The sequence below is a fragment of the Aeribacillus sp. SP014 genome (assembly GCF_054055575.1).
This window is the reverse complement of record NZ_JBSRXI010000001.1, coordinates 2452163-2472217: the sequence shown is the minus strand read 5'-3', so window position 1 is coordinate 2472217 and position 20055 is coordinate 2452163. Positions and strand designations below refer to the sequence as shown.

The window sequence follows — 20055 nt, the reverse complement described above, 5'->3', positions numbered from 1 at the left end:
GGGAGCAATGAAAATATTTTCTAATTCAATAGCCAATTTGGAGCAGGCAATTCGAATTTCTTCCTTAAACGGAAAAGTTATAGCCAATAATATTGCAAATGTGGACACTCCAGGGTATAAAGCGAAAACAGTTAATTTTAAAAACGTTTTGGATCAACAAATAAAACTGGATGCATATCGGACCAATCCGCGTCATCTTCCTTTTGTGGGCAGCGAAAGCACATCGATTGTGGAAACGAGGACAAACAGTGCTTATCAGCATAATGGCAATAATGTCGACATTGATCAAGAAATGGCAAAGCTTGCGGAAAATCAAATTTTCTACAATGCATTGATTGACAGATTGAATGGCAAATTTAATTCATTAAAAACAGTAATAAAAGGTGGTCGTACATAATGGGGATTTTTCAGTCTTTGAACATTTCCGCATCAGCTTTAACAGCTCAGCGGCTGAGAATGGATGTCATTTCATCGAATATGGCAAACATGGAGACGACTAGAGCTGAATATGTGGACGGGCAATGGCAGCCTTACCGCCGGAAAATGGTTGTAACAGCAGAGGATACAAAACCTTTCTCAGCTTTTCTGAATCAAGAGCTGAAAGGCGTTGGAAACGGCGTGAGAGTTCAAGCCATTGTTGAGGACGAGACGCCTTTTAAAATCGTTTATGATCCCGACCATCCTGATGCAGACGAAAATGGCTATGTTTCTTTGCCAAATGTAGATCCTTTAAAAGAAATGGTCGACTTGATCAGCAGCACGCGCTCATATGAAGCAAATGTTACAAGCTTTAATGCATCGAAAAACATGCTGCTGAAAGCATTGGAAATAGGGAAATAGAATAGGAGTGATGTAAATGATTGAGCAAATTTCTTTTCCGACTCAATCGATTCAGCTTGAAAACCGAGCACAAAGTACGGAAAATTCTGGGAAATCATCCTTTTCAGATATGTTGAAAAAATCGCTGGAAGCTGTCAATGAAGCTCAATTAAATTCCGATCGGCTGACAAATGCTCTTGCAGCAGGACAAAATGTAGAGCTTCATGATGTCATGATCGCAGCACAAAAAGCGAGCATTTTACTTGAAGCAACTGTTGAATTCAGGAATAAAGTCATTGAAGCTTATCAAGAAGTGATGAGAATGCAAATATAATTAGTCTATTTAGAAATGGAATGTCATTATCGGGGGATCAGAAAGAATGAATCAAAAACTACTGCAAATAAAGGATACAATTTTGTCATTTTGGAGGCAAAGGACAAAATGGCAAAAAGCCCTCATCATCGGAGGCGCATCGCTCATCATCATTGCCATTATCGTTTCGTCAATAGTTTTGTCAAAACCGAAAATGATACCGCTATATACGAATTTATCATTGGAAGAAGCTGGCCGAATCAAAGAAACCCTCGATAACAAAGGGATTCAATCGGAAATAGCCGATAACGGAACAACTATTAAAGTGCCGGAAAGCGAAGCAAATGCACTGAAAGTGGAGCTTGCAGCTGAAGGTATTCCTGAAAGCGGAAATATCGATTATTCGTATTTTGGACAAAATATCGGTTTTGGCATGACAGATAATGAATTTGATGTATTAAAATTAAAAGCTACACAAACAGAACTGGCCAATTTAATTAAAGAAATCGAAGGCGTAAAAAACGCTAAAGTGATGGTCAATTTACCTAAAGAAACGGTATTCGTCGGCGAGGACGCAGGAGAAGCATCAGCTTCCATTGTTTTAAATTTGGAGCCGGGGTACAAGCTTGACCAATCGCAAGTGAACGCACTCTATCACCTTGTTTCCAAGAGCGTACCGAATTTACCTGTTGAAAACATTGTTATAATGGACCAAAATTTTGATTATTATGATTTGAAACAAGAGGATACACCTGGCACTAATTTTGCTTCCCAGCTTGAAATCAAATCGGAAATTGAAAAAAATATTCAACGGCAAGTGCAAAGAATGCTGGGTACGATGATGGGCCAAGACAAAGTGGTTGTCAACGTATCAGCTGATATTGATTTTACCCAGGAAAAGCGGGAAGAAAACTTAGTCGAGCCAGTTGATGAGGAGAACAATGAAGGAATTGCCATCAGTGCAGAACGGATTACGGAAACATACACAGGTACTGGGGCGCAAGCTGCCGGCGTTGCTGGAACAGGTCAAACAGATGTCCCGAATACATATCAACAGGCTGCCGGTGTAAACGGAGAAGGAGAATATGAAAAAATTGAAGACCGAATTAATTATGAGGTAAACCGGATCAAACGGGAAATTGTTGAAAGTCCATATAAAATTAGAGATCTGGGCATTCAAGTCATGGTTGAGCCCCCGAATCCGGAAAATCCAAATTCGTTGCCGCAGCAGAGTGTAGATGATATTGAACAAATTTTATCAACAATTGTTCGGACAAGCATCAATGAAGATCCGGAGGCCGAGCCGTTAACGGATCAAGACATTGAGGATAAAATCGTAGTTTCTGTTCAGCCGTTTTCAGGCAAAATAAATGCGGATGATCTGGAGGAGCCATCATCATTCCCAATTTGGGGCTATGTGTTAATTGGAGCAGGCATTCTGCTTCTTGGCTTGTTATTCCTATGGTGGTGGAAAAGACGGAGAGACGAAGAAGATGAGTATGAAGATGATGAATTTGACGAAATAGAAGAAGTGGTGCCGCAGCCTGTGCAAGAAGAAGAATCTGTCGAGCAAACGAAAGCAAATGAGCAGCGTAGAAAGCTTGAGGAGCTTGCCAAAGAGAAGCCTGACGAATTCGCTAAACTGTTGCGCACTTGGCTCTATGAAGACTAGGGGGAAATGACATATGAAAAAGTTAAACGGTAGGCAAAAGGCTGCTATTTTATTGATCTCCTTAGGTCCGGAAGCTTCTGCTTCCGTTTATAAACACCTCACGGAAGAAGAAATTGAAAAGCTTACATTAGAAATATCGAGTGTACGGAAAGTGGATTCGCAAAAAAAAGAAGAAGTGATTGAAGAGTTTCATCAAATCGCCCTTGCGCAAGATTATATTGCCCAAGGGGGGATCCAATATGCGAAAGAGGTGCTTGAGAAAGCATTAGGAGGGGAAAAGGCAAGTGAAATAATCAGAAGGCTGACATCTTCTCTTCAAGTACGGCCGTTTGATTTTGTTAGAAAAGCAGATCCGGCTCAAATTTTAAACTTTATACAAAACGAGCATCCGCAAACGATCGCTTTAGTTTTGTCCTATCTGGATGCCAAGCAGTCGGGACAAATTTTATCGAGCTTGCCTCAGGAAGTTCAAGCGGATATTGCAAGAAGAATCGCCATTATGGACCGCACATCCCCTGAAGTAATTAATGAAGTTGAACAAGTTTTAGAGAAGAAGCTTTCTTCTACTGTAACGGAAGATTTCACAGAAACGGGTGGAATCGAAACAGTAGTGGAAGTGTTAAACGGTGTCGACCGCTCGACAGAACGAACGATACTGGAAGCACTAGAAGTGCAGGACCCCGAACTGGCCGAAGAAATCAAAAAGCGGATGTTTGTATTTGAAGATATTGTTACCTTGGATAACCGCGCCATTCAGCGCGTCATTCGCGAAGTGGATAATAATGATCTCATGCTGGCGTTAAAGGTTGCGTCGGATGAAGTGAAAGAAATTGTCTTTAAAAATATGTCAACTAGAATGGCGGAAACATTCAAGGAGGAAATGAATTACATGGGTCCTGTTCGGCTTCGTGATGTAGAAGAAGCGCAATCAAGAATTGTTGAAGTGATAAGAAGATTAGAGGATGCTGGCGAAATTGTGATCGCTCGAGGACAAGGAGATGAAATCATTGTCTAGAGTCATAAAATCCGGCCATGCTTGGTCATTGCACAAGCCGCACAAATTGACGATCAGAACGATCCAAATTCAGGAAGAGTTCGCCGCTTCCGATCAAGAAGAGAACACACAGCGCTCACAGTTCCTTGAGGCAGCCCATTTGGAAGCAGAGAAAATTTTAGAAAAAGCTGAAGAAGAAAAAACGCGATTGCTTAAGGAGATCGAAAAAGAAAGGGAAGCTTGGCAGGAAGAAAAAGCGCGGCTAATAGAAGAAGCAAGAAAAGAAGGGTATCAAGCCGGTTTTGAAAAAGGGAAAAAAGATGGACTTCAAGAGTATGAAAATGTGATTGAATCTGCCAGACAGGTAGTCCAGCTTTCCAAAAAAGATTATGAGAAAAAAATAGAAGCTTCCGAGGAAACCATTATTGAAATTGCTGTAAAAGTAGCGGAAAAAATTATTGCAGCCAACCTAAAGCGAGAGCCTGAACTGTTTACTGGATTGGTTCGCGAAGTGATTTGTGAAGTAAAGGAATATCCAGAAGTCAAAATATACGTTCACCCTGACAAATATGAATTTATGCTTGAACAAAAAGAAGAATTAATGGAACTATTTACAACTAAAACGGAGCTCTATATTTTTCCGGATGTAAATTTGCCCGAAAACGGAATTTGTGTAGAATCGCCATTTGGAAAAATTGATGCGAGCATTGATACACAGCTGGAACAATTAAAAAGCAAGCTGTTAAATCTTGTCAGGGAGGATTGAAGCGATTGAAACTAGCTCAATTGATCGACCATATAGATCGGCTGGACTCTTATAAGAGATATGGAAAAGTGAAAAAAGTAGTCGGACTCATGATTGAATCACGCGGACCTGAATGTTCCATCGGCGATGTTTGCTATGTACATGTAGGAAAAAATGAAAAAACGCTGGCAGAAGTTGTCGGATTCAAAGAAGAAAATATTCTATTAATGCCGTTTACAAAGGTCAACCAAATTGCACCTGGCTGTGTCGTGGAAGCAACAGGCTCGCCCCTGAAAATAAAGTCGGGAATCAGCCTGATCGGAAAAGTATTAGATGCATTTGGTCATCCAATGGACGGATCCAATCTTCCAAAAGGTTTAACGACTATTCTGTCTGAAAATGAGCCGCCGAACCCGTTAACCCGGCCGCCGATCACCAAAAAAATTGAAGTGGGTGTGAAAGCAATTGACGGTTTTTTAACGATTGGGAAAGGTCAGCGGGTAGGTATTTTTGCAGGAAGCGGCGTTGGAAAAAGTACTTTGCTCGGAATGATCGCAAGAAGCTCAGGAGCAGATATAAATGTGATTGCCTTAATAGGTGAAAGGGGAAGAGAAGTTCGAGAATTTATTGAGAGAGATTTAGGGGAAGAAGGGCTAAAGCGGACGATTATTGTGGCGGCAACCTCCGATCAGCCGGCTTTAATGAGAATTAAAGCTGCCTATTCTGCAACGGCGATTGCAGAATATTTTCGAGATAAAGGATATAATGTCATGTTTATGATGGATTCAGTCACGAGAGTAGCGATTGCGCAAAGGGAAATTGGACTGGCTGTTGGGGAACCACCGACGACAAAAGGATACACCCCTTCAGTGTTCGCCATGCTTCCTCGACTTTTAGAAAGAACAGGAAATAATGAAAAGGGTTCGATCACAGCCATTTATACTGTCTTAGTTGATGGCGATGATATGAACGAACCGATAGCGGATACTGTGAGAGGAATTTTGGACGGGCACATTGTGCTCGATCGCGAGTTGGCGAATAGAGGACATTTTCCTGCAATTAATATTTTAAAAAGCGTCAGCCGCCTTATGAACCATATTGTCGAACCGGCGCATCTCGAAGCTGCGAACAAACTGAAAGCATTGTACTCTACATATACCGAGTCAGAAGATTTAATTAAGATCGGCGCATATAAAAGAGGCTCTTCAAAAGAAATGGATCAAGCAATGGATTATTATCCGAAAATAAACGGATTTCTTCAGCAGCATATGGATGAAAAAATAACATTTGAGGAAAGCGTACAGCAATTAATTTCGCTACTTGAAGAAGGTGACAAGGCATGACATACCATTTCCGCTATCAAAAAATATTGGATGTAAAGGAAAATGAGAAACGAAAATCATCAAAAGAATATGAAGATTCCGTTGAAAATTTTAAAAAAGTTGCAACAAAGCTGTATACATTTTTAAAGCAAAAAGAGGAGTTCGTAAAGCTTCAAGAAGAAAAATTGAACAAAGGGATGTCCGTTCAAGAAATTAAGCAGTATCAACAGTTTGTTCAAAATTTGGAAAAAACAATTGAGCATTACCAGCAGCTTGTCATTTATTCTCGTAATGCAATGAATGAAAAACAGTCGATTTTGATGCAAAAACATATAGAAGTAAAGCAATATGAAAAAATAAAAGAAAAAGATTACAAGAAATTTATGGAGCTAAGGAAACGAGAAGAAGGAAAAATGATGGATGAAATATCAATCATTACATATTCGTTTCATAGAAATTAGGTGGAAATGATGGCGAAAAAAGAAAAGAAACGAGGCGGTTTAAAAACTTTCTTGACCATATTTTTATCACTTTTTAGTCTTGGGCTTGTCGCCGTAATCGTCATGTTTTTTCTCGGCATTCTGCCGGCCCAAAATATTCCGATTATTTCGGACTTAGCGCAAGGAGGTCAGAAGCAAGAAAATCTTGAAAGGCTGAACGAGCAGCTGGAAAAAGAGCAAGAAGAGCTCAAGCAAAAGATTGAAGAGCAGGAAAACACAATCAATCAGCTGCAAGAACAGCTGAAAAGCAAGGATGAAGAAATACAAGAGCTGACACAGCAAATCAACTCATTGGAAAACGCAGCTCAAACCAATCCGCAAAAAAATCAACAACAAGCCGTTGATATTGCGAAAGTATATGGGGAAATGTCAAGTAAAAAAGCAGCTGCCATCATTACAGAGCTTTCTGATGATGAAGCAATCAGCATACTATCATCTTTAAAAAAAGCCGTGCTTGCTAGAATTTTAGAAAAAATGACTCCCCAAGACGCTGCCAAATATACGAAGCTGTTATCCGAGCAAGCAGCAGCTCAATCTGAACAACCAGCAGCCGAATCTGTACCATCAGCAACTGAAGAGGCAGCTGCTCAATAAATAACTTACATGAACATTCTGATCATATTTCAGGAGGTGAACAAATGGATGCCATTAAATTGCAGTTTTTCCAATTGAACACGCGAAACATACAATCAACAAACGGAGAAGAAAAAAAGGAAGAGTCAACTTTTCAAACGTTTTTTGATCAGCTTGTGAACATGAAGCCAGCCGATCAGGTGAAAGGAAATGAACCGCAAAAATTTGAAATCGAAACAACTATCTTAGAAGAGTTGCAAAATGCGATCAAAAATTGGCTCTCTCTTGACATTTTGCACGATCAGGAAACAGACGCTCAAGACAAACAGGAGAGAAAAGACAGCAGTTTATCTTCTGTCAGCCAACCTTCTTCTGAAAAGTTGGAATTGACATTTGCGAGCAATATGGAACTGAATGTTGATCATACGGAGGAAAGTCCGGAAAAAACTGTACTTTTTCAGCAAATCACTGCTATTTTAGCTTATTTGCAGCGAAATGAGCCGAACGAGTTTATTCGAATGCTCGAAGTTTTTGAAACCATTACTAGAAAGTATGGAGATCTAGGCAGCACGATGTTTCAAAATATTTTAACAGCTGTTCGGATTGGACAATATGAGAATCACAGTGCTACCATAGCTGACATATTGCCTAATGATCTAGAAACATCAGAGCCGCTTCATTTTATACAACAAATGGACACGAATAAGAAACCATTTGTGCAGCGTGAGGAAATATTGGCAAGAACGCATCCTCTAATGGAGTTTGTTCAACAAGAGAGCCGTGCTGAACAAAAAAGTGTTGGAAATTTCCTAACGGGCCAAACGAAGGATACGTTTGAGTTGACTCTTACATCATACATAAACAAATTTGGCTCAGAAAATCCGGCTTCGCAAATTGATTCTGAACTGAGTATAGACGTCCAAGAGGAATTTTTTCAAAAGTTAAAAGACGTAATAAAAACAAGTCGATTTGGCCAGCTTCCTAATGGCGCACAAAAATTGACGATACGGCTCACTCCGGAGCATTTAGGGACCATTACCATTCAATTAATAAAAGATGGCGACCAAATGAGCGCCAAAATTAAGACATCGACTCAATCAGCGAAAGAATTGTTAGAGCATAGTATTCAGCAGTTAAAGCATTCGCTGCCGAATGTAACATTGCAAATTGACCGCTTTGATATTTTTGACGAAGAGCATTATTTCTTTCAAGAAAAAAGAGGACGTGGCAATTCGCAGCAACATAACGGGGAAGATCAAGAAAAGCATCAAAATGAACAGCAGAACGACCAAACTTTTATGGAAAAATTAAAAGAGTATGTAAATGCCATTATATAGGAGGTTCTTATGAGCGGAATTTCCATCGACAGCTATTTGTTATCGACCTATACAGAAAACAAAGCAAGGGAAGCTAAGTCAACTCTTGGAAAAGATGATTTTTTGAAGTTATTGATTACCCAATTGCAATATCAGGATCCGCTAAATCCAATGGAAGATAAAGAGTTTATTGCTCAAATGGCGAATTTCTCAACATTGGAACAAATAACAAACATGAATAAATCGCTTGAAGCCTTTTTAAAATCGGATGCACTCATCAAATATTCGCAGCTCATCGGCAAATCGGTAGAATACTCAAAAGAAGGTGAGCAAAAGCAGAGCATTGTCAAAAGCGTGCGGATGAATGGAAATACAGTCATCATTGCGCTTGCCAACGGCGATGAAGTGGAAAGCTCAAGTATTACGAAAGTATCCGAAGCTGGAGAAAACGATTCATCTGATCAGGAAGGATAATAATATAAAATTTTAAAGAAAGGGAGAGGTTCATATGTTGCGTTCCATGTATTCAGGTATTAGCGGTATGAAAAATTTCCAATTAAAATTGGATGTCATTGGCAACAATATCGCGAATGTCAACACGTACGGCTTCAAAAAAGGACGTGTCACTTTTAAAGAATTAGTCAACCAGCAAATTTCAGGCGCTAGCGCCGCTGTAAATGGACGAGGAGGTATAAATCCAGCACAGGTAGGTTTGGGTGCGGCAATCGGAACAATCGACACTGTTCATACATCTGGACCAACTCAATCAACGGGAAGACTTCTTGATGTAGCGATCAGCGGAGACGGTTTTTTTCCTGTCGGAGTGATTACCGATTTAACGAGAGTCAACATTGATTACGCAGGACAATTTGGAGACAATAAAATTTTGGGCGCCATTGATAGAGCAATTGATTTAGCATACACCCGCGCTGGAAACTTTTATTTGGACGCAAACGGATATTTAGTAACTGGCGAAGGGCTTTACTTAATTGGCGAAACAGGTGAAAAAATTCCTCCGACAGATCAAGGAATTCAAAAAGCAAATGCAGCGCTTCAGCAAATCACGTCTTTCAATACACCTTATAAAAATATGTATGAATCATTGAGAGACATTTCAAAAAGAGCGAATGCATTGATGGAAGCTTATGAAGCATATAATGATGCGGTGGAATTATGGGAAAAAGACGGACGACAAAACCCATCACCTTTATACACCTCTATGCAAAATGCACGTAATGCTTTAATTGATATATGGACAGAATTTAATGCAGCCATTACAAACCCAACGTCAGGGTTTGGGAATATTCGAGACCAGTTTGAAACTGCCATCGGACAATTAAATAATTCTATTAATAATTTTAACAATACACCGCCATATACTGACGTCATTACAACAATCACGAATCCGATTCTGCCGATTACAGCTGGAGATTACCCACAAAATCCGTCAACAGCTATCCCGTTAGGTTCAAGTGCTGACACGAATACGCTTGATTTAATGACGAAGTTGATCGGGACAATTGAGAATTATAAAGTTGCTCTTAACAATGTTGGGCAAGCAGTCATTAAATACGAAGATATTGCCGAAAGTTTAAAAGAGGCGCAATGGACGGATTCGTTGAGCGGAGAAGCCGGTCTCATCCAAATTCCGCTTTCCGCTAAAAGCTTTAGCATCGGGTCTGATGGAAAGGTTACGTTTATTGATCGAAACGGTCAGTTAAAAGTCGCTGGACAAATCCGGCTTGCGAACTTTCCAAATCCAGAAGGATTAGAAAAAATCGGAAGCAATCTTTTTAGAGAAACACCTAACTCTGGTTTCATCGACCAAAATGGCAATGGGCTGCAGCTTAACGAACTTTCCGTTCCAGGAGAGGATGGAGCAGGCTCATTGATTAATAGTTCACTAGAAATGTCCAATGTGGACTTGGCGGAAGAATTTACGGAAATGATTGTGGCACAAAGAGGTTTTCAATCAAATACGAAAATCATTACAACTTCTGACGAAATTTTGCAGGAGCTCCTTGGCTTAAAACGTTAATAGGAAGAACGGGGGAGCTTGAAACGTGATTAAATTAACAAAACTGAATGGCGAAGCTTTTTATCTGAATGTGTTGTTAATCGAACGGATTGAATCGTTTCCTGATACGACTATTACGTTAATATCCGGCAAAAAATATATAGTAAAAGATTCACAGACGGAAGTAGTAACAAAAATCAATGAGCTTTATAAACAATTTGGTTTTGGGAAAGCTTTCTATTTCGGGGGACAAGAAAATGAGTAAAAAATTTTTAACTGCATTATTAATCGTCATTTCAACCGTTGGAATTGCTGCACTGACTACGTTTGTCGTCATGGAATTTTTTACGAAGGATCCGGTTGAAGCGAAAAACCGCTCCATCGACGAGGTGGTGGAATCTTCATTTGATGTTCCTGAAATTACGACAAACTTAAAAAGTAAAAATATTGTAAGACTTTCTTTCAAAATTGAAGCATCTGACAAAAAAGCGAGAGAAGAATTAGAAAAGAGAGAATTTCAAATAAAAGATATTATTATAACCGAACTGGCAAATATGGAGGCAAAAGATTTGGAAGGGCAAGCTGGAATGGACCGCTTTAAAGATACGATTAAAAAGAAGGTCGATGCGCTTTTACAAGAAGGAGAAGTGAAACAAGTGTACACGACTTCCTTTATCCTTCAATAGACAAAAAAGGGATAAGGAGGTGATGTTCTCATTATGTCAAATGAAATTTTATCGCAAAGTGAAATTGATGCGCTATTATCTGCATTAACGACCGGTGAAATGAATGTTGATGAATTAAAGAAAGAAGAAGAAGCAAAGAAAATAAAAGTTTACGATTTTAAACGTGCTCTTCGTTTTTCAAAAGATCAAATTCGCAGCATTACTAGAGTGCATGAAAATTTCGCAAGGCTTTTAACGACGTATTTTGCTGCGCAATTGCGGACATATGTCCAAATAACCGTCACGTCTGTAGACCAGCTGCCCTATGAAGAGTTTGTCCGTTCCATTCCGAAAATGACAGTTTTAAATGTTTTTGAACTTGGGACACTTGATGGAAGAATTATTATGGAAGTGAACCCAAATATTGCGTATGCAATGATGGATCGGTTAATGGGCGGTTTCGGGGCTTCCATGAATAAGATTGAACAATTAACAGAAATTGAAATGAAAATTATTGCATCCATTTTCGAAAAAACTTTGGAGCACTACCGTGAAGCTTGGAGTACCATTTTGGACATTGAGCCTTGCATGCAGGAATTTGAGGTAAATCCGCAATTTTTGCAAATGGTATCTCCAAATGACACAGTTGTTGTTATTTCCCTTAATACACAAGTGGGAGAAGCGAGCGGAATGATAAACCTTTGTATTCCCCATGTTGTGTTGGAACCGATTATTCCAAAGCTTTCCGTCCATTATTGGATGCAATCGGAAAGGAAAGCCCAAAACTCAGTGGAAACGGAAGTAATCAAAAACCGGATAAAGCTTGCAGAAGTTCCGGTGGTTGCAGAATTAGGGACGTCCGTTGTGACAGTTCAAGAGTTTCTTGAAATGCGAGTGGGGGATATGATCCGTCTTGATCAATCGACCAGCGACCCGTTGGTGATTAAAGTAGGTGACGTCCCTAAATTTTTTGGACAGCCTGGCAAAAAGAACAAGAAGCTGGCCGTTCAAATATTAGGCCACATAGAGAGAGGTGACGAAGCTGATGACTGATAACATGTTGTCACAAGAGGAAATCGATTCTCTATTAAAAGGGGGAAATCAAGAATCAACTGAAACTGACAATCTATTGAATGAAATTGAAAAAGATACGATTGGGGAGATAGGAAATATTTCTTTTGGCAGTTCTGCTACAGCTTTATCATCCTTGCTTAATCAAAAAGTAGAAATCACTACTCCGAGCGTGTCGATTATTAATAAGCAAGAACTGGCAAAGGAGTTTCCACATCCATACGTAGCAATAGAAGTAGTTTTTACAGAAGGGCTGTCCGGCAGCAATCTGCTTGTAATTAAACAAAGCGATGCTGCTGTCATTGCTGATTTAATGATTGGCGGGGATGGTTCCAACCCGGACGAATTGGGGGAAATTCAATTAAGTGCTGTCCAGGAAGCGATGAATCAAATGATGGGATCTGCTTCCACATCAATGTCAACCGTTTTAAATAAAAAAATAGATATTTCACCGCCTCGCCTCGAATTATTGAATGTTAAAGAAGGGGAAGGAACCGATGCTATTCCTGATGATGAACTGCTTGTGAAGGTATCCTTCCGATTAACTGTCGGCAATTTAATTGATTCGAATATTATGCAGCTCTTACCCCTTGATTTTGCTAAACAGCTCGTTGTTGAATTAATGAATAAAGCGAGTAAAGAGGCATCAAATAACGTGCAAACAGAACCTGAAGAAGCGCGAGAAAATCAACAGCTGCATATAGAAAAAAGCGAGAAGGAAAAAGCTCAGCCTGTTGAAGTTAAACCTGTTGAATTTGCGACATTTGATGAACAAACGAATCAATCTGTAGACACGCACAATTTGGAGCTGCTGCTCGACATTCCTTTAAATGTAACGGTTGAGCTTGGAAGAACAAAAAGATCCATCAAACAAATTTTGGAATTGTCTAAAGGATCCATTATCGAGCTTGATAAGCTGGCCGGGGAGCCAGTCGACATATTCATAAACAGCAAAAAGGTAGCAAAAGGTGAAGTAGTTGTCATCGACGAAAATTTCGGTGTTCGCGTAACGGATATCATGAGTCAAGCAGATCGGATAATGAATCTAAAATAGTTGATAGGAGTGAGGAGCAAAATGTCAAAAAGGATTTTAGTCGTTGATGATGCAGCATTTATGAGAATGATGATCAAAGATATATTGACAAAAAATGGATATGAAGTAGTAGGAGAGGCTGCAGATGGTGCGCAGGCAGTCGAAAAATTTAAAGAATTGCAGCCTGATTTAGTCACGATGGATATTACAATGCCTGAAATGGATGGCATCACTGCTTTAAAGGAAATACGCAAAATTAATCCAAATGCAAAAGTTGTCATGTGTTCAGCGATGGGACAGCAGGCAATGGTAATCGATGCTATTCAAGCTGGTGCCAAAGATTTTATTGTGAAACCTTTTCAGGCCGATCGTGTACTGGAAGCTATTCAAAAGACATTGGGATAAGGAGCATTTGCATTGAAACGATGTATTACATATTTGTGCTGTTTATGGCTGTTGTTTTTTTATGTTCCAATAAACGCCGATTTCGTGCATGCAGCCGCGAAAAATCCCACCGTTGAGGAATATTTAAAACAGCAGACATCCGATCAACAGGATGAAAAAAAAGAAGAGAAAGCGACGAACGAATTGGTTGAAGATGGTGGCAACAGCACCTCCTTATCAGTATTCGATGTTTTGAAAATGATTTTTACACTTATTATTGTTTTAGGTCTCTTAATCTTTTTATTAAAATTTTTAAACAAAAAAATGAAGCTTCCGCAAGAAACTAAATACTTACAAAATCTCGGCGGCATTTCCTTAGGACAAAACAAGTCCATCCAGCTGGTGAAGGTGGGGAATCGCATTCTAATCGTTGGCGTCGGGGATACGATTGAACTATTACAAGAAATTAATGATGAAGAGGAATATAAGAAAATTATCGACATGCAGAAAGAGCCCGGCAACAATGCTTTTGAACAAAATATGATGCGCTTCATTCTAAATAATCATAAACAAAAGGGTAGCGAGAAGACCTCCTTCAAAAAAGAGCTGGAATCACTATTAAAAGAAAGACGTGAACAGATGCAGCGTCTTCGGCAGAAAGGATCAAAAAAATGAGTGAGTTTTTTAGCTATTTTAATCAAAATGATCCGGAAAATGTTGCGACGACTGTGAAGCTTTTGCTTCTGCTCACCGTTTTGTCAATTGCACCAGGGATATTGATTTTAATGACTTGCTTTACGCGCATCGTCATCGTGTTATCGTTTGTGCGAACTTCGCTTGCTACCCAGCAAATGCCGCCCAACCAAGTGCTCATCGGCCTTGCACTTTTTTTAACCTTTTTTATAATGGGACCGACTTTTCAAGAAATACATGAAAAAGCTTTGAATCCTTTGTTCAATAATGAAATAACCATTGAGGAAGCGTATGAACAGGCGGAAAAGCCGATAAAGGAATTTATGAGCAAACATACGAGACAAAAAGATTTAGCTTTGTTTTTAAATTACGCCAATATTGAAAATCCTGAGACGATTGACGATATTCCGCTCGTGGCTTTAGTGCCTGCATTTGCCATCAGCGAATTAAAAACAGCGTTTCAAATAGGTTTTATGATCTTTATTCCTTTTTTAATCATTGACATGGTTGTATCAAGTGTCCTCATGTCAATGGGAATGATGATGCTTCCTCCTGTCATGATATCATTGCCTTTTAAAATATTGCTGTTTGTGCTCGTGGACGGCTGGTACTTAGTTGTCAAATCATTGCTGCAAAGTTTTTAAAATAAGTAGGTGAGCCAATGAGTACCGAAATGATCCTTTCCATAGCAGAAAAAGCGGTTTATACAACTTTAATGATCAGTGGGCCACTTCTTTTAATATCGCTTGTTGTCGGCTTAATTGTCAGCATCTTTCAAGCAACGACACAAATACAGGAACAGACATTGGCGTTCATACCAAAAATTGTGGCTGTTTTGGTCGGATTGATTATTTTTGGCCCATGGATGCTATCTGTCATTTTGTCGTATACACATAATATTTTCAGCAATCTCAATCAATTTGTTGGATGAGTTGAATGATGATGCTGGAGTATTATCCGCTTTTTTTGCTTGTGTTTACAAGAATAACAGCTTTTATTGCAACGCTTCCATTATTTTCATATCGGAATATTCCGATGCGGTTTAAAATTGGCATGTCTTTTTTCCTTTCCCTTATCATCGTCATGACGATCGATGAGGGAAAGGTTGACTTAGATGCGAATTTCTACCCGCTGATAATAAAAGAAGTTTTAATCGGACTATTCATTGGTCTGATCGCATATATCATCATGTCAGCTGTCCACATTGCAGGAAGCTTAATCGATTTTCAAATGGGGTTTATCATCGCGAATATTATTGATCCGCAGACAGGAGTTCAAACGCCGTTAATTGGACAATTTCTTTATTCTTTTGCCCTATTGCTCATGCTGAGCCTAAACGGGCACCATATGCTGATTAACGGGATTGTATACAGTTTTCAAGTAATCCCTCCGGATCAATATTTTATTCCGATTTCTGATGGAGCTGTTGCCGAACAAGTTTTGAAGGCGTACAGCAAAATGTTTCTCGTAGCATTTCAAATGGCGCTTCCGATAGTCGCTTCGCTCTTTTTAGTTGACCTTGCTCTAGGGATTGTTGCCCGGACAGTTCCGCAAATGAATGTATTTGTCATTGGGTTTGCCATTAAAATTGGCGTCAGCTTTCTGATGATGGTGCTCGTTTTAGGCATTATATTTATGCTGATTCAGGGGCTTTTCCAATACATGTTCGATGTGATGAGAACCTTAATGAATTTATTAGGTGATGGCGCATGAATTATTTACCGTTAGATTTGCAATATTTTGCCGGAGAAAAAACGGAAAAAGCGACTCCGAGAAAGCGGCAGGATGTCAGGAAAAAAGGGCAGGTTGCCAAGAGTCCCGATTTGAACACAGCCATCACCATGTTTTTAGTTTTTCTGTCATTGCTGTTTTTCGGGAAAACGGTGATTGATAATATTTTAAACATGTTCCATTCTACTTTTGAAGATTATTTGTTGACGGATATCACAGAAGAAAATGTGCATTCAATCTTTAATAAATATGTATTGGAAGGCGCTCAAATTACCGCTCCATTCATGATAGCAGCCTTCGTTGCTGGGGTTTTCAGTAATTATATTCAAGTTGGATTTCTTTTTACAACTGAACCGTTGAAAATGAAATTAAATAAACTGAATCCGATTGAAGGCTTTAAACGCATATATTCCATTCGGGCAATTGTCGAGCTTTTGAAATCGATCTTAAAAGTTTTCTTTATCGGCGGGGTAACCTTTGCGTATATTTATTTCAATTGGCAGGAGATTTTGCGACTTCCGCAAATGCCGCTTGAACGAGCTTTTGCTTCAATTTCAAAGCTGGCGGTGCAGATAGGACTATATGCTTCAGGTGCGCTTTTGTTCATCGCATTGCTAGATTACTTGTATCAAAGATGGGATTTCGAAAAAAACATTCGCATGTCTAAGCAGGAAGTAAAAGATGAGTACAAAAAAATGGAAGGCGACCCGTTAATTAGATCGAGAATTAAACAGAAACAAAGGGAAATGGCGATGAGAAGGATGATGCAGGAAATTCCGAAAGCTGATGTCGTCATTACGAACCCTACTCATTATGCAGTTGCCTTAAAGTATGATGAAAAGGAACACGATGCACCTGTCGTAGTTGCAAAAGGAACAGATTTTGTCGCGCAAAAGATCAAGCAAATTGCCAAAGCCCATGAAATCATAACAGTCGAAAACAGGCAGCTCGCTCGTTCTTTGTATGACCAAGTGGAAATTGGCGAGATGATTCCTGAACAATTTTTTAAGGCTGTGGCTGAAATTTTAGCTTATGTTTATCGTCAAAAACAAAAAGTGTAACAATTTTGCTAGGAGGAAGTATCATGTCAGCAAGAGATTTATCGGTTATAGTAGCTGTCATTTTAATTGTTGCCATGCTTATCATCCCGCTGCCTTCATGGCTGCTGAGCATATTGATTATCATTAATATATCTCTTGCCTTGCTCGTCCTCCTTACATCCATGAACATTGAAAAGCCTTTACAATTTTCAATCTTTCCTTCTCTTTTGCTTTTGTTAACGTTATATCGACTCGGCTTAAACGTTTCCACAACGCGTTCGATTTTAGCTAATGGAGAAGCGGGAACAGTCGTGGAAACGTTTGGAACTTTTGTTGTCGGTGGAAATATCCTTGTTGGTTTTGTCGTATTTATCATTTTAGTTATTATTCAATTTGTTGTCATTACAAAAGGATCTGAACGGGTAGCAGAAGTGGCAGCCCGCTTTACGCTTGATGCCATGCCCGGTAAGCAGATGAGTATTGATGCAGACTTGAATGCGGGAATCATCTCGGAAGACGAGGCAAAAAAACGGAGAGAAACGATTGCAAGAGAAGCAGATTTTTATGGCGCAATGGACGGAGCAAGCAAATTTGTAAAAGGAGATGCGATTGCTGGTGTCATAATTGTGCTGATCAATATTATTTTCGGAATTATCATCGGCATGATCCAGCAAGGGCTTTCTTTTCAAGAAGCTGTTTCAAAATTCACGCTTCTTACAGTTGGAGATGGATTAGTCAGCCAAATTCCAGCTTTATTAATCTCAACGGCAACAGGGATTGTTGTCACGAGAGCTGCTTCTGACGGAAATTTAGGACAAGACATTACGAACCAGCTTTTAGCATTTCCAAAGCTGCTGTATGTTACCGCAGGAATCATCTTTATTTTAGGTATTGTTACTCCGATTGGTCCGATCGTAACAACTCCGATCGCTCTCATGTTTGCTTTCTTAGCATTTGCGATGAATCGTACGAAGAAACAAATTGAAAAAGACGAAGAGATTGTTGAAGAAGAAGTGGAAATGAACGAAGCGAAAAGTCCGGAGCAAGTGATGAATCTGTTATCGATGGATCCAATTGAATTTGAATTCGGATATGGTTTAATTCCTCTTGCTGATAGCGGACAAGGGGGAGACCTGTTGGATCGGATCGTAATGATCAGAAGGCAGCTTGCCGTAGAATTGGGCCTTGTCATTCCTGTCGTCCGAATACGGGATAATATCCAATTAAAGCCGAATGAATACAGATTAAAAATTAAAGGAAACGAAGCGGCGAAAGGTGAAATTATGCTCGATCATTATTTGGCGATGGCGCCAGGAATGGATAATGATTTGATTGAAGGGATTGACACAATTGAGCCTTCGTTTGGACTTCCTGCAAAATGGATCAGCGAACATTTAAAAGAACAAGCTGAATTGGCAGGATATACGGTCGTCGATCCTCCTAGCGTTGTTTCTACTCACATTACGGAAACGATCCGGAGGCATGCTCATGAATTGCTTGGACGACACGAAACAAAACAGCTTGTCGATCATTTAAAAGAAACATACCCGATATTAGTGGAAGAAGTTACGCCGAATCCACTTTCTATTGGAGATATTCAAAAAGTTTTGGCGAAACTGCTTAAAGAAAAAATTTCTATTCGAAATTTGCCGGTTATTTTTGAAACATTAGCTGACTATGCCAAATTTACAACAGATCCGGAAATTTTAGCTGAATATGTAAGACAGTCGCTGGCAAAACAAATTACAAGCCAGTATGCAAAAGAAGGGGAGACATTGAAAGTCATTACTCTCTCAGCTCAAGTAGAAAAAGCCATTGCCGATGGCGTGCAGCAAACGGAACGAGGAACCTTTTTGTCATTGGAGCCGCATGTATCACAAAGGATTGTCGAAGCCATTGCAAAAAATGTGGAACAGCTGGCAATGGAAGAGCAAACGCCAATCTTGCTCTGCTCGCCTTCTGTTAGAATGTATGCACGGCAGCTGATCGAGCGATATTTGCCTGATGTACCCGTATTGTCATACAACGAACTTGAATCAAACATTGAAGTACAAAGTGTCGGAGTGGTGAATATTTAATGAAGATTAAAAAATTCAAAGCCCATACTATGCAAGAGGCGATGAAGACGATTCGCAGCCAACTCGGTCAAAATGCTGTCATCCTCAATTCGAAAGTCGTCTATACTGGTGGATTTCTAGGAATGTTTAAGAAAAAAATGATTGAAGTGGTGGCGGGCATTGACGAAGAAGATGAAATGATCAGCGGGTCCCAAAAAGAAAAAATAGAACATCAAACGGACCAACAATTAGAGATGTCTCCTGTACTGAATGAAATAAAAAAACTGAAGGATCTCGTTCAATCCATGTCCGTAAACAGTACTGTTATTCATCCTGACCTAAAAGAGATCGAACAAAAAATTGATTCGTTAGGTTTGCTGCAGCCGATTAAACAGGATGTGATCGCATCTATACTGGAAACGTATTTGATCCATCAAAAAAAGCTGACAAACGAACAGCTGGAATTTCAATTGAAGAAAGAGTTAAAAAAGAGGATTTCGGACATTCCTTTTCACGGCATTACTTTTTCAAAAAAATTTGTGAATGTTGTAGGACCAACCGGTGTTGGAAAAACGACGACATTGGCAAAGCTTGCCGCAATCTGCAAAATAAATTACAAGAAAAAAATCGGATTTCTTACGACGGACACTTATCGAATTGCTGCGATCGATCAATTAAAAACATATGCCGAAATTTTAAATGCCCCGCTTGAAGTTTGTTATAACTCATTTGATTTTCAGGAGGGGAAAAAGAAGCTGAATGACTGCGACATCGTTTTTATTGACACGGCGGGCCGGAACTTCCTTGAACAGCAATATGTGCAAGATTTAAGCGAAACCATTGACTTTCAGGATGAAATGGAAACATTTTTAGTATTTTCTTTAACTTCAAAATTTGAAGATATGGAAAAAGTTTATAACCAATTTTCTCATTTGCCGATTCATCAATTTATTTTTACTAAACATGACGAAACCTCCTCTTATGGAGCTATGTATAACATCGTCTACAAAACAAAGATTGGTGCCGGATATATGACTGACGGTCAAGATGTTCCAGACGACATTCATAAGCTGGATCATGAAACTTTTATTCAATATTTAATGGGGTAGC

General features: G+C 39.4%; 24 protein-coding genes. All 24 read left to right on the top strand.

The features are described 5' to 3' along the window. The first annotated feature begins 7 nt into the window (after nt 1–7). From flgB to flhF, 24 genes are read left to right on the top strand one after another with little or no spacing between them, the layout of a single operon-like run. Nucleotides 8–397 carry a flagellar basal body rod protein FlgB gene (gene flgB / locus ACVIJU_RS11960; protein ID WP_063386658.1) on the top strand — a complete coding sequence of 130 codons (390 nt, stop codon included), beginning with the start codon at nt 8–10 and terminating at the stop codon, nt 395–397. After that, nucleotides 397–840 carry a flagellar basal body rod protein FlgC gene (flgC, locus tag ACVIJU_RS11955; protein ID WP_063386659.1) on the top strand — a complete coding sequence of 148 codons (444 nt, stop codon included), beginning with the start codon at nt 397–399 and terminating at the stop codon, nt 838–840. Before flgB ends, flgC begins: the two co-directional genes overlap by 1 nt. Nucleotides 841–856: 16 nt before the next feature. Next, on the top strand, nt 857–1153 hold the full coding sequence (fliE, locus tag ACVIJU_RS11950) for a flagellar hook-basal body complex protein FliE (RefSeq protein WP_063386660.1): 297 nt from the start codon (nt 857–859) through the stop codon (nt 1151–1153). Between the two features lie 46 nt (nt 1154–1199). After that, a complete protein-coding gene (gene fliF, locus ACVIJU_RS11945; RefSeq protein WP_063386661.1) occupies nt 1200–2804 on the top strand; it encodes a flagellar basal-body MS-ring/collar protein FliF in 1605 nt (534 codons plus the stop codon). A gap of 13 nt (nt 2805–2817) precedes the next feature. Next, complete coding sequence (fliG, locus tag ACVIJU_RS11940; RefSeq protein ID WP_063386662.1) at nt 2818–3819, top strand: flagellar motor switch protein FliG; 1002 nt, start codon at nt 2818–2820, stop codon at nt 3817–3819. Beyond that, entirely contained in the window at nt 3812–4564 is a 753-nt protein-coding gene (fliH, locus tag ACVIJU_RS11935; protein ID WP_161939796.1) for a flagellar assembly protein FliH, read from the top strand. The genes fliG and fliH overlap by 8 nt, the downstream gene beginning before the upstream one ends. Before the next feature lie 5 nt (nt 4565–4569). After that, nucleotides 4570–5886: a flagellar protein export ATPase FliI gene (gene fliI, locus ACVIJU_RS11930; protein ID WP_456687639.1), complete on the top strand. Its 1317-nt coding sequence runs from the start codon at nt 4570–4572 to the stop codon at nt 5884–5886. Continuing rightward, nucleotides 5883–6326 carry a flagellar export protein FliJ gene (gene fliJ / locus ACVIJU_RS11925; RefSeq protein ID WP_063386665.1) on the top strand — a complete coding sequence of 148 codons (444 nt, stop codon included), beginning with the start codon at nt 5883–5885 and terminating at the stop codon, nt 6324–6326. The genes fliI and fliJ overlap by 4 nt, the downstream gene beginning before the upstream one ends. A gap of 9 nt (nt 6327–6335) precedes the next feature. Then, a complete protein-coding gene (locus ACVIJU_RS11920) occupies nt 6336–6959 on the top strand; it encodes a MotE family protein (protein ID WP_165381895.1) in 624 nt (207 codons plus the stop codon). Between the two features lie 44 nt (nt 6960–7003). Next, nucleotides 7004–8275: a flagellar hook-length control protein FliK gene (locus ACVIJU_RS11915; protein WP_456687638.1), complete on the top strand. Its 1272-nt coding sequence runs from the start codon at nt 7004–7006 to the stop codon at nt 8273–8275. 9 nt (nt 8276–8284) lie between these two features. Then, complete coding sequence (flgD, locus tag ACVIJU_RS11910) at nt 8285–8728, top strand: flagellar hook assembly protein FlgD (RefSeq protein WP_094246042.1); 444 nt, start codon at nt 8285–8287, stop codon at nt 8726–8728. Between the two features lie 34 nt (nt 8729–8762). Continuing rightward, a complete protein-coding gene (locus ACVIJU_RS11905; RefSeq protein ID WP_327862755.1) occupies nt 8763–10292 on the top strand; it encodes a flagellar hook protein FlgE in 1530 nt (509 codons plus the stop codon). A gap of 25 nt (nt 10293–10317) precedes the next feature. Further along, nucleotides 10318–10536 carry a flagellar FlbD family protein gene (locus ACVIJU_RS11900; protein WP_063386670.1) on the top strand — a complete coding sequence of 73 codons (219 nt, stop codon included), beginning with the start codon at nt 10318–10320 and terminating at the stop codon, nt 10534–10536. Further along, nucleotides 10529–10957 (top strand): flagellar basal body-associated protein FliL, encoded by a 429-nt coding sequence (fliL, locus tag ACVIJU_RS11895; protein ID WP_327856297.1) that lies wholly within the window; start codon nt 10529–10531, stop codon nt 10955–10957. Before ACVIJU_RS11900 ends, fliL begins: the two co-directional genes overlap by 8 nt. Before the next feature lie 33 nt (nt 10958–10990). After that, nucleotides 10991–11989, top strand: a complete 999-nt coding sequence (gene fliM / locus ACVIJU_RS11890) for a flagellar motor switch protein FliM (protein ID WP_063386672.1) — start codon at nt 10991–10993, stop codon at nt 11987–11989. Further along, the gene (gene fliY / locus ACVIJU_RS11885) at nt 11982–13061 is read left to right on the top strand and encodes a flagellar motor switch phosphatase FliY (protein WP_327856298.1); all 1080 of its coding nucleotides are present in this window, start codon (nt 11982–11984) and stop codon (nt 13059–13061) included. The genes fliM and fliY overlap by 8 nt, the downstream gene beginning before the upstream one ends. A 21-nt stretch (nt 13062–13082) precedes the next feature. Continuing rightward, entirely contained in the window at nt 13083–13445 is a 363-nt protein-coding gene (locus ACVIJU_RS11880; protein ID WP_063386674.1) for a response regulator, read from the top strand. A 12-nt stretch (nt 13446–13457) separates the two neighbouring features. Continuing rightward, a complete protein-coding gene (locus ACVIJU_RS11875) occupies nt 13458–14099 on the top strand; it encodes a flagellar biosynthetic protein FliO (protein ID WP_063386675.1) in 642 nt (213 codons plus the stop codon). Next, nucleotides 14096–14761: a flagellar type III secretion system pore protein FliP gene (gene fliP / locus ACVIJU_RS11870; RefSeq protein ID WP_063386676.1), complete on the top strand. Its 666-nt coding sequence runs from the start codon at nt 14096–14098 to the stop codon at nt 14759–14761. The genes ACVIJU_RS11875 and fliP overlap by 4 nt, the downstream gene beginning before the upstream one ends. Nucleotides 14762–14778: 17 nt before the next feature. Beyond that, nucleotides 14779–15048, top strand: a complete 270-nt coding sequence (fliQ, locus tag ACVIJU_RS11865) for a flagellar biosynthesis protein FliQ (RefSeq protein ID WP_063386677.1) — start codon at nt 14779–14781, stop codon at nt 15046–15048. Between the two features lie 5 nt (nt 15049–15053). Then, entirely contained in the window at nt 15054–15830 is a 777-nt protein-coding gene (fliR, locus tag ACVIJU_RS11860; RefSeq protein ID WP_063386678.1) for a flagellar biosynthetic protein FliR, read from the top strand. Continuing rightward, nucleotides 15827–16909, top strand: coding sequence for a flagellar biosynthesis protein FlhB (gene flhB / locus ACVIJU_RS11855; RefSeq protein WP_063386679.1), 1083 nt, complete (start codon nt 15827–15829; stop codon nt 16907–16909). The genes fliR and flhB overlap by 4 nt, the downstream gene beginning before the upstream one ends. A 23-nt stretch (nt 16910–16932) precedes the next feature. After that, a complete protein-coding gene (gene flhA / locus ACVIJU_RS11850; RefSeq protein ID WP_063386680.1) occupies nt 16933–18966 on the top strand; it encodes a flagellar biosynthesis protein FlhA in 2034 nt (677 codons plus the stop codon). Further along, nucleotides 18966–20054 (top strand): flagellar biosynthesis protein FlhF, encoded by a 1089-nt coding sequence (gene flhF / locus ACVIJU_RS11845; RefSeq protein WP_063386681.1) that lies wholly within the window; start codon nt 18966–18968, stop codon nt 20052–20054. Before flhA ends, flhF begins: the two co-directional genes overlap by 1 nt. Nucleotide 20055: the final 1 nt, after the last annotated feature.